10 protein-coding genes are annotated in these 9,090 nt (G+C 58.9%); 7 read left to right on the plus strand and 3 right to left on the minus strand.

The window, feature by feature from the left end; genetic code table 11:
* Both NW856_RS03690 and msrB read right to left on the minus strand, forming a co-directional pair.
* A partial coding sequence (locus NW856_RS03690; RefSeq protein WP_414399150.1) for an FTR1 family protein occupies positions 1–502 on the minus strand: 502 nt, incomplete at its 3' end.
* A gap of 49 nt (positions 503–551) precedes the next feature.
* On the minus strand, positions 552–1,055 hold the full coding sequence (msrB, locus tag NW856_RS03695) for a peptide-methionine (R)-S-oxide reductase MsrB (protein ID WP_414399153.1): 504 nt from the start codon (positions 1,053–1,055) through the stop codon (positions 552–554).
* A gap of 263 nt (positions 1,056–1,318) precedes the next feature.
* Between msrB and ndhN the strand changes: the two genes are divergently transcribed.
* The 7 genes from ndhN (at position 1,319) to NW856_RS03730 (ending at position 8,568) form a co-directional block, all read left to right on the plus strand.
* Complete coding sequence (gene ndhN / locus NW856_RS03700) at positions 1,319–1,762, plus strand: NAD(P)H-quinone oxidoreductase subunit N (RefSeq protein WP_414399154.1); 444 nt, start codon at positions 1,319–1,321, stop codon at positions 1,760–1,762.
* A 94-nt stretch (positions 1,763–1,856) separates the two neighbouring features.
* The gene (locus tag NW856_RS03705; RefSeq protein WP_414399155.1) at positions 1,857–2,915 is read left to right on the plus strand and encodes an LdpA C-terminal domain-containing domain; all 1,059 of its coding nucleotides are present in this window, start codon (positions 1,857–1,859) and stop codon (positions 2,913–2,915) included.
* A gap of 15 nt (positions 2,916–2,930) precedes the next feature.
* Positions 2,931–4,865, plus strand: a complete 1,935-nt coding sequence (locus NW856_RS03710) for a R3H domain-containing nucleic acid-binding protein (RefSeq protein ID WP_414399157.1) — start codon at positions 2,931–2,933, stop codon at positions 4,863–4,865.
* A 237-nt stretch (positions 4,866–5,102) separates the two neighbouring features.
* A complete protein-coding gene (locus NW856_RS03715; protein WP_414399158.1) occupies positions 5,103–5,672 on the plus strand; it encodes a Uma2 family endonuclease in 570 nt (189 codons plus the stop codon).
* Between the two features lie 229 nt (positions 5,673–5,901).
* Entirely contained in the window at positions 5,902–6,360 is a 459-nt protein-coding gene (locus tag NW856_RS03720; protein WP_414399160.1) for a ubiquinol-cytochrome c reductase iron-sulfur subunit, read from the plus strand.
* A 93-nt stretch (positions 6,361–6,453) separates the two neighbouring features.
* Positions 6,454–7,602: a glycosyltransferase gene (locus tag NW856_RS03725; protein WP_414399161.1), complete on the plus strand. Its 1,149-nt coding sequence runs from the start codon at positions 6,454–6,456 to the stop codon at positions 7,600–7,602.
* Between the two features lie 108 nt (positions 7,603–7,710).
* The gene (locus NW856_RS03730) at positions 7,711–8,568 is read left to right on the plus strand and encodes a PRC-barrel domain-containing protein (RefSeq protein ID WP_414399163.1); all 858 of its coding nucleotides are present in this window, start codon (positions 7,711–7,713) and stop codon (positions 8,566–8,568) included.
* A gap of 156 nt (positions 8,569–8,724) precedes the next feature.
* Here NW856_RS03730 and NW856_RS03735 read toward each other — a convergent pair whose 3' ends face one another.
* A complete protein-coding gene (locus tag NW856_RS03735; protein ID WP_414399165.1) occupies positions 8,725–9,033 on the minus strand; it encodes an alpha/beta fold hydrolase in 309 nt (102 codons plus the stop codon).
* Between the last annotated feature and the right edge of the window lie 57 nt (positions 9,034–9,090).

The following is a 9,090-nucleotide window of genomic DNA, read 5'->3' on the forward strand; positions in this document are numbered from 1 at the left end:
CCAACACCAGGGATCCCAGGCCGATCCCCGCCCAAAAATCTTTTGCCGAGAGGGAAGAGGCCAACCCCACATAAAACAGCACCGTTTCCGCCCCCTCGCGAAACACCGCCACAAAGGCCAGAAAAGCCAAGGAAAAAACCTGACCCGTGGCCAGTGCCGCCTGCGCCTGTTCCCGCACAAAGGTTTGCCAAGAAACCACTGCAGCCCGGCGGTGCAACCAAAGGCTGACCGAGAACAACAAACCTGCTGCCACCAGCCCGGTGATCCCTTCCAGCACCTCTTGTCGCGTGTGGGTGAGCATCTGCTGGAAAAACAGCTTCACCAGCAGGCCGAGCATCACCGCTGCCAGCAAGCCTGCGGATCCCCCTATCCACACCCAGCGCTTCTGAGCCGATTGCCCGCTCTTGCTCATAAGGGCCAGCAGTGCCACCAGCACCAAGAGAGCTTCCAGGCCCTCCCGCAGCAGAATCGAAGCAGCATCCAGGAACGTGTAGTCCGACATAGGCTCACCCAGACAGGCGGCTCAGTTTTAGCTGGAGCCAAGAGGATTTCTATGTGGTGGCTGGGATGAACTTGAGGGCAGCAGAATTGATGCAGTAGCGCAAACCCGTGGGTGGGGGGCCATCCCGAAACACATGCCCCAGATGCCCACCGCAGTTAGAGCAGTGGACTTCCGTGCGGGGCACAAACAATTTCCAGTCCGTCTTGGTGCCGATCACATGGGGAGCAATCGGCTCCCAAAAGCTGGGCCAACCGGTGCCACTGTCGTACTTGGCCGCCGAGGAAAACAGCTCCTGCCCACAGCCGGCACAGACGTAGATACCTGGGGCCTTGTTGTCGTAGTAAGCGTTGCGGAAGGGGGGCTCAGTGCCCTCTTGGCGCAGCACATAGTATTGCTCTTCGGTGAGCAGTTGCCGCCACTCGGCGTCGGTTTTGGTGAAGGGATAAGTCTGTTGGGCCATTGCTCTTTGCTCTCCTGCTAAGCTGAGGGGTGCTGTAATCAACCCGGCCACCGCCAAGGTCAACAGCTCGCGTCGTCGCATGATGAGGTTCATCTGTTGTCGCTGTGTAAGTGGCGGGGAGGCGATCCCTACTAGGGGGATCCATCCGCCTTTGTCCGCCACCCGTGGGTTGAGACCTGCAAGCAGGTTACCCGTATCTTAACCCTTCTTTACGCTCCCTTCTGCAAAACAGGGAGATAGCCAGTATTCTATGGGTTCCATTGGCAGCTTCTATCCCCAGCTTCAGGCGCCATCCCGTTACAATGAGCGCAGGTGGGCTGCTTGTCCAACCCTAGACGAGTAATGGAGTTCTTCCTATGCTGCTGGTCGGCTCAGGTTCAAAGTTTGTGCAGCAACTGGAGCAATCTGGGGCTTTGGCCATCTTTGTAACCCCAGAGGGGGGATCCGAAGGGCACTACCTGCGGCGGCTGCGCGGAGCCGGGTATGAGGTGGTCACGCTCTCCAGCAAGGGAATCGGGGATCTGGCCAGCTATTTGACGTGCATTCATGGGGTACGGCCTGCCACGCTGGGCAAATCGGAGCGGCGCACCTATTTCTTTCCCGCGTTGATCGAGCAGTATCGGGCCACCTTGCCCCCAAAAGCTAAGGGGTTGGTGTTCTGGTTTTACGAAGGGCATGTGTTCAGCCAACAGGAACTCTCCTACCTGGTGAAGCTGAGTCGGGAAGACAAGGGAGTGAAGTTTGTGGTGGAACTGGGCCGAGAACGGTCAATTCGTTGGCAACCTCTGCAGAGCGCCTGAACCTCTCTTCAGGATCCTGGAAATTTCTTTGCTACCATCTCGAGTAGATGGCCTGCGGCTCAGATCCCCATCCTGCTAGCGGTTTCTCGTGCCTGTGACCTTGCCAACCGCCTCGCTGCAACAGGGTACTTGGTTTAAGCTGATCTGCGGTGCAAGTTTCCACCACTTGCCCTCGGTTCGGGAGCTGGCTTTCCTTTACACGCTGGCCGGGGCAGATTGCATTGATGTCGCTGCCGATCCGGCCATTGTGCGGGCCGCTCAAGAAGGGATCCAACGGGCACAAGCCGAAGATCCCCAGGCGGGGTTCCCTTGGTTGATGGTCAGCGTCAATGACGGCGAAGACGTCCATTTCCGCAAGGCGGTGCTGACGGCTCCCGTCTGTCCTGCCGACTGTCCTCAGCCTTGTCTGGCAGTTTGTCCCCCTCATGCTTTGACCCAGGCAGCCCTTCCTGCTCAAGTCCACATCCAGACAGAGCTGTGCTACGGCTGTGGGCGCTGCGAGCCGGTTTGCCCCCACCGGCGCATTGCCACCTTCGGCTACCAGGTCGCTTTGTCAGAAGTTTTGCCGCCTTTGGTCGAGCTGGGCATTCAGGCGGTGGAGATCCACACCTGCATTGGTCGCCAGAGGTCATTCGAGCAATTGTGGGGATCCCTGAAGCCCTGGCTACCTCAGCTCCAGGCCATCTCGATTAGCTTTAACGATGGTCCGGGCCTAGAGGCTTACTTGAGGGATTTGCTGGCTCTTATGGATCCCTTGCCGGAAGTGCTGATCTGGCAGGTGGATGGCCGGCCTATGAGTGGCGATATCGGAGCTGGCACCGGCAAAGCCACCCTGAAATTGGCCGAGAAGGTGCTGAATATGGGTCTGCCAGGCTATGTGCAATTGGCAGGAGGAACCAATGCCCAAACGCTGCCGCTGTTGGATCCCCGATGGCCAGTGGCGGGGGTGGCCTTCGGCAGCTATGCGCGACAGTTGGTGTCAGCCTATCTGGAAGAGCCAGCTCACAGCTCATCGGAGTCAGGATGGAATCCTGGATTGGTGGCAGGGATCCCGTTGGCCAAGCAGTTGGTGCAGCAAGTAAAGCGGCGTTCCCGTCAGCGGTGCAGAGCCCTTTCCATCGCTGATCAGCAAACCTGTTTTTCCCGCGTTTAACGACGTTGCTCAGCCATGAGTTTCCCCGTACAGCCCTCAACCCCAAGTCCGTCGATGGATCCGGAAAGTGCTGAACGCACCGCTTGCGTCAGCGGCGCGGAGCACTCTTTTCCCGGCCAGGTTCAATACAGCGACGACCTGAGCAAGCTTTTGGATATCCTGCCGGCTCCAATTCGCGAGCGCCTAGAACAGCATCCCCACTTGGATCGGTTGGTGGAGGTGGTGCTGGATTTGGGTCGCCGCCCCGAAGCCCGCTTCCCCGGCTTTGCCGATTACCTTTCAGAAGACGTGATCACCCGGGCCGACTTGGATCAGGTGATCAGCCGGGTTGGAGAGTTCAGCAGTGACAACCGCGCAGGCATTGCCTCTACCCTGCACCGGATCAGTGCCATCCGCAACCGCCAAGGCACGATCATCGGCCTTACCTGTCGGGTGGGTCGCTGCGTTATCGGCGTGATCAGCATGATCCGCGACCTGGTGGAACAGGGGCGCTCCATGCTGTTGCTGGGCCGACCGGGGGTGGGCAAAACCACGGCCCTGCGGGAGATTGCCCGTGTGCTGGCCGATGAGCTGGGCAAACGAGTGGTCATTATCGACACTTCCAACGAGATTGCCGGCGATGGCGATGTGCCCCATCCGGGTATTGGTCGGGCCAGACGGATGCAGGTGGCCAGCCCAGAGCTGCAGCACAAGGTGATGATCGAGGCAGTGGAAAACCACATGCCCGAAGTGGTGGTCATCGACGAGATCGGCACCGAACTGGAAGCCTTGGCCTCTCGTACCATTGCCGAGCGGGGGGTACAACTGGTGGCCACTGCCCATGGCAACCGCATCGACAACCTGATCAAAAATCCCACCCTCTCCGACTTGGTAGGCGGGATCCAATCCGTCACCCTGGGAGATGAAGAGGCGCGGCGGCGCGGCTCTCAAAAGAGTGTGTTGGAGCGCAAAGCTCCCCCTACGTTTGAGATTGCCATAGAGATGCTGGAGCGATCCCGCTGGGTCATCCACGAAGATGTGGCCGCCACTGTGGATCGTCTCTTGCGCAACCGCGAGCCGCTGACCCAAACCCGCAGTTTAGACGAACACGGCCAGGTGGTGATAGTGCGGAGCACCGCTGGCGCAAACGGGCGCCCGGCTCTATCTGGCCCCCAATGGCCCCCTGCCGGCAGCACAATCTCCGCAGCACGGGAGCGGGGAGGATGGCAACGCTCTGGACGGATGGAAGCTCTGCCTTCAGAGCCGATTGAAAGTCGCTCGCAGCAGCAAGGAGAATCGGGTTTGCTCCTGGAGAGGCGAGAGGACTCCGTCCCGCTAACGCCGGCGGGATCCCGTCCTGCCCCTCAGGTGGTGGCCGAATCCAGAGTAGAATCCGGCTCTGACGAAGAAGAAGATTTGGACTGGGAGGGATCCGCCCTAGCCCCGACAGGACGGCAGCAGAATCCGGATGGGCCGCTGATGATCTACCCCTACGGAGTGAGCCGCTTCTACCTGGAGCAGGTGATCCAAACCCTGAAACTGTCGGCGGATGTCACCAAAGATCTAGACGAGGCAGACATTGTCTTGGCCTTGCGATCCCAAGTGCGTAGCCGTTCCAAGATCCAGCAGATGGCCCACTCCCGCCAGATCCCGATTCACACCGTCAAGGCCAATACTCTGATTGCCCTGGCTCGCGCCCTGCGCCATATTCTCAACATTGAAAGCGAAGAGGGATCCGATTCCGACCTGGAGCTGTTCATTCGCGCCAGCTCCGGCGATGAAACCGAAGCTCTGGAAGAAGCCCGCCTGGCAGTGGAGCAAATCGTCATTCCCAAGTCTCAGCCGGTGGAACTTTTGCCCCGTTCGCCTCTGATCCGCAAGCTCCAACACCAGTTGGTGGAACATTACCACCTGCGGGCCCAAAGCTTTGGCGAAGAGCCCAACCGCCGCTTGCGCATCTATCCCAACTAGCCCCACACGATAGCGCAGCCAATAGTCCAGCTCTAGAGAACCTCTATCCATTGAGCCGTCGTGGCCAGAGAGGGAGGACTCCGTCCCGCTTCTGTGAACGGGATCCTGGGTTAAGATTTGGCTACGCCAAGTGTGGTTTCCGCCGTTGCGACAGCGCTGCAGGTGTCGGCCCAGTGCCGTAGGTATAGCCGCAGGGTGCCCTGGGCATAGCACCATCCATTGCTATAGGGATAGCCAATGACTGCCACAGAAGTACGCTGGACCCTTCGGGATATCGAGGCTCTGCCAGAGAATGAATGGATCCGCTACGAGATCATCGACGGAGAACTGCTGGTGACTCGCTCTCCTCATCACAAACATCAGCACATTATCGGGTGTTTGTTCTCCGCACTGCATCGGTGGTCGCTAGAAACAGGATTGGGAGAACCCTCAATCATGCCAGGGATCCTCTTTTCCGAATTTGATAATGTGTCTCCCGATGTTGTTTGGGTTAGTTATGAGCGGCTGTCCCAGATTCAAGATGAAGCAGGACATTTTCGGGGTGCCCCTGAGCTGGTGGTTGAAGTCCTATCACCTGGAAAAGTTCATGAGGATCGAGACCGCTTGGCAAAACGGAAACTCTACTCTGTGCATGGGGTGCAAGAGTACTGGATCGTCGATCGGCTGGCTCAGAGAGTAGAGGTGTATCGCAGACAACAGGCCCAGTTGGTCTTGGTAGAAACGCTGTTGGCTCAGGATGCGTTGTCTTCTCCCCTGTTGCCCGGCTTTGTCTGCACGGTTGCTGAGCTGTTTACCTCCCGACCCTAGGCTCCAGGCGTACAACAGCCGAAAGGGATCCCATCCCATCGGCCAAATCAATGAAGCAACCAAGATGCCTGCTGCTGCGTACTCTAGCCGGAAAAAGTGCGGCTTGGCCCTGGCCGAAACTGTTCCGGTGTAACAAAATGTTAAGGGCAGCATTTGTACGGGGATCCCTTCTGAAGGGGCCGGTCTTTTGCTGGCTCATGACGCACATTTTGCACACCTCCAAGGACACATGGCCATGTACAACAATCGTCGCGGTTTTCTTCGCTGGCTGGCTCTTGGTTTGGGCTCGTTGGTGGGTTGGTTACCTGGGTTTACCCGGCGCCGTTTTGCCCTGGCCCAGGGAACTGCTTCTGGCTCTAAGGCTTCTGAGCCGGAGTTTGTGAAAGTTGCCACTCTGGCCGATCTCAAAGATGGCCCCTTCAAGGTGGAAAACGCCTTTGGGAAAAACACCGCCACCCTCTGGCTGGTCGGGGATCCGCAAAAAGAAGATTCTCTGCTGGCTTTGGATGCCGCCTGTCCCCATGCGGGGTGTGATGTGAACTGGCGGGGGGAGAACTTTGTCTGCCCCTGTCATGGCTCGGCTTTTGCTGCCGATGGCAGCCGTACCCGTGGCCCGGCCAAGGCAGACCTGGCCATCTACAAGGTCAAGGTGGAGAAGGGAGAAATTTTTGTAGCCAAAGCCTCGTAAAGTTCTGGGCAGGCTGGGGGCTTTGAGGCCAGGCAGAAGGAGTCGGGTATCCGGATTGAGAAGATAATGGGCTGAGCTACCGAGGCTCTCCCTATGGCTCGTCCCTACCGCTATCTGTTCCTCTCCACCCCTGTTGGGCCTCTGGGATCCGGGGCCGGTGGTGGTGTGGAGCTCAATCTTGCCAACCTGACGCGTGTCTTACTCCAGATGGGATCCCAAGTGCGGGTGTTGGCCCCTGTGGGATCCCGAATGGCGGAGTTGCCGGAGGAGGTGATCGAGCCGGTGGCGGGCCTTCCCCCGGCCTATGCGCAAACCCAGCGCCGCGATCAGCCGGTTCTGATCCACACCCCCTCTCTGCTGGCCAACCTGTGGCAGCGGGCTGCCCACCTGCAAGATCAGTTCGATCTAATCGTGAACTGGAGCTACGATTGGCTCTCGTTTTATTTGACGGATTTTTTCCGCACCCCGGTGGCCCACATTGTTAGCATGGGATCCCTCAGCGATGCCGTCGATCAGGCTCTAGAGCACATTGCCCATCGCTACCCTGGTCGGCTGGCGGTGCATTCGCGGGCGCAAGCCCAGACCTTTGCCTTTGCCCAGGCCGAGATGGCTGCGGGCCGAGATCCCTTTGTCTATCTGCCCTGCGGGGTGGATCTGCGCCTCTACGACTTTGTGCCCCAAGGGAATGGATCCCTGTGTTGGATTGGGCGCATTGCCTCCGAAAAGGGCCTGGAAGACTGTGCTGCCCTAGCCGAGAAGACGGGAAGGCCGGTGGTGATCCTAGGCCACCTGCAAGAGCCAGGCTACTGGCAGCAGATCCAAGAGCAGTACCCGCATGCCCAATTGGATTACCGAGGGTTTTTGCCCACCCCGCAAATGCAGCGGATCTTGGGGCAATGCTCAGCCTTGATCATGACCCCCAAGTGGGTGGAGGCCTTTGGCTTGGTGGCGGTGGAAGCTTTGGCCTGTGGCGTGCCGGTGATTACCTACCGCCGGGGTGGGCCCGCGGAAATTGTCAGCGATGGAGAAACCGGCTGGATCGTCGAGCCGGACAACGTGGCAGCTTTGGCAGAGGCTGTAGAGCGCCTAGATCACATCGACAGGAGCCGCTGTCGGCAACGGGCAGAAGAGCACTATTCCCTGGGCGCGATGGCAGAGCAGTTTCTGGCCTGGAGCAGGCAGATTGGCCGGGATCCCACCTGGGCAGCCCGCGAGGGAGGAGACAGGCAGTGGTACTATTAACTTACTTAATTCTGGCGAACTGTGTCAGACACGCAGCCCAACAACGGGAACGTTTTGACTTACGACGGGGAAACCATCATGACGACTGGGAAAGGATCTGTTGCGCTGGTGCGATCAGAGGTTCGTCGGCGGTCACAGGTTCTGGGAACGCAGGTGATCAGCCAGGGCAACGCAGCCCGGCTTGGGGTAGTCAGCGAAGTTTGGGCGGATCTGGAAGCCAAGCAGGTTCTGGTGCTGGGGGTGCTGGAAAAAGCCCTTGCCGGATCCCCCCGTTTGATGGAGCTGCGGCAGGTAACAGCGTTGGGTCAGGATGCAGTTCTTGTCCCCAGCGAAGAAGTTTTCGATAACTTGGATTTGGAGGGCCTGAGTCGCGTGGTTGGCAGCGAGGTGGTAACCGAAGAAGGGATCCGCCTCGGCAAAGTTAAGGATTTTGAGTTCAACTCCGTCTCCGGCATCATCACGGGTTTGGTGCTCTCCAACCTCGGCCTCACCTTTTTACCCGGCTTCATCCTCAGCACCTATCTGCTCTCCACTGACGAGATTGTCTCTGTGGGCGGGGATCGCCTTATTGTTGCCGATGGCGCTGAGACCCGCCTAACCCAACTGGCCAAGGGGATTTTGGAAACCCTGGGAATCGGCAAGCCCCCTTGGGAAGCCGGAGTTAGCCCTGCTCCTGCCCTGCCCAGTGCTGTCGAGAGTTCCGCCGTCGAGGAAGATTACGAAGAAGAATACGACGAGGAATACGAGGCCGAAGAAGAAGACGTTTACGCAGAAGAAGAGCCTGAACCTGAGCCGCAGCCTGTGCGTCCACGCCCGCCTGAGCCCGCACCCGCCCCCGAACAACCGGCTTGGGAACAGGAGTATGCCAAAGAAGAGGCCCCTCCTTCTGAGCCTGCCCCTCCCCCTTCCAGCTCCACTCCTGTGGATAGTGATCCCTGGGAAGATAAGGCCGGGGAGCCCACTTGAGTTGCCGGACTCGTACCAACTCCCCTTTCCCCTCAGGGAAGTGGCTGGGGGTGGTCGCGTCAGCCGAGAGTACGGTCGTTCCCCCTGATGTCAGGGCTGCTTCTTGCGTCAATCCCCAGCTGTTTTCTTCCAAGGGGTGAAGGGATCCCCTGTCCGTCATCCCGGTAGAGCAGGATCGGCTTCGGCCAAGAAGCGCAAAGCCACCGACAAAAAGGTCTGCGGCGCTTCAATGTGCGGAAAAGCAGCCCCCGGCAATCGGTAAATCGGCACCTCCGGGCGCAAGGTGCGATATCGCTCTGCCTGTTCTGGGCCGGTGAGGCGGTTCTGTTCTCCCCAGACCAGAGCCATGGGCTTGGTCACCACGCGAAAGTCGTCTTCGATGGGCAAGTTGAGCTTGCCGGTGAGAAAAGAACGGGGGGCAAATTGAGCCCCCGCTTGGTGAGCTGCCCGGTAATAGTAGTCCACCACCGCCTCATCCAGGGCGTAGCTGGGGGAGCATGACTCTAGTCAATAATAAGCTCA

This window comes from Synechococcus sp. R3-13 (genome assembly GCF_047462195.1).
Lineage (GTDB): Bacteria > Cyanobacteriota > Cyanobacteriia > Thermostichales > Thermostichaceae > Thermostichus.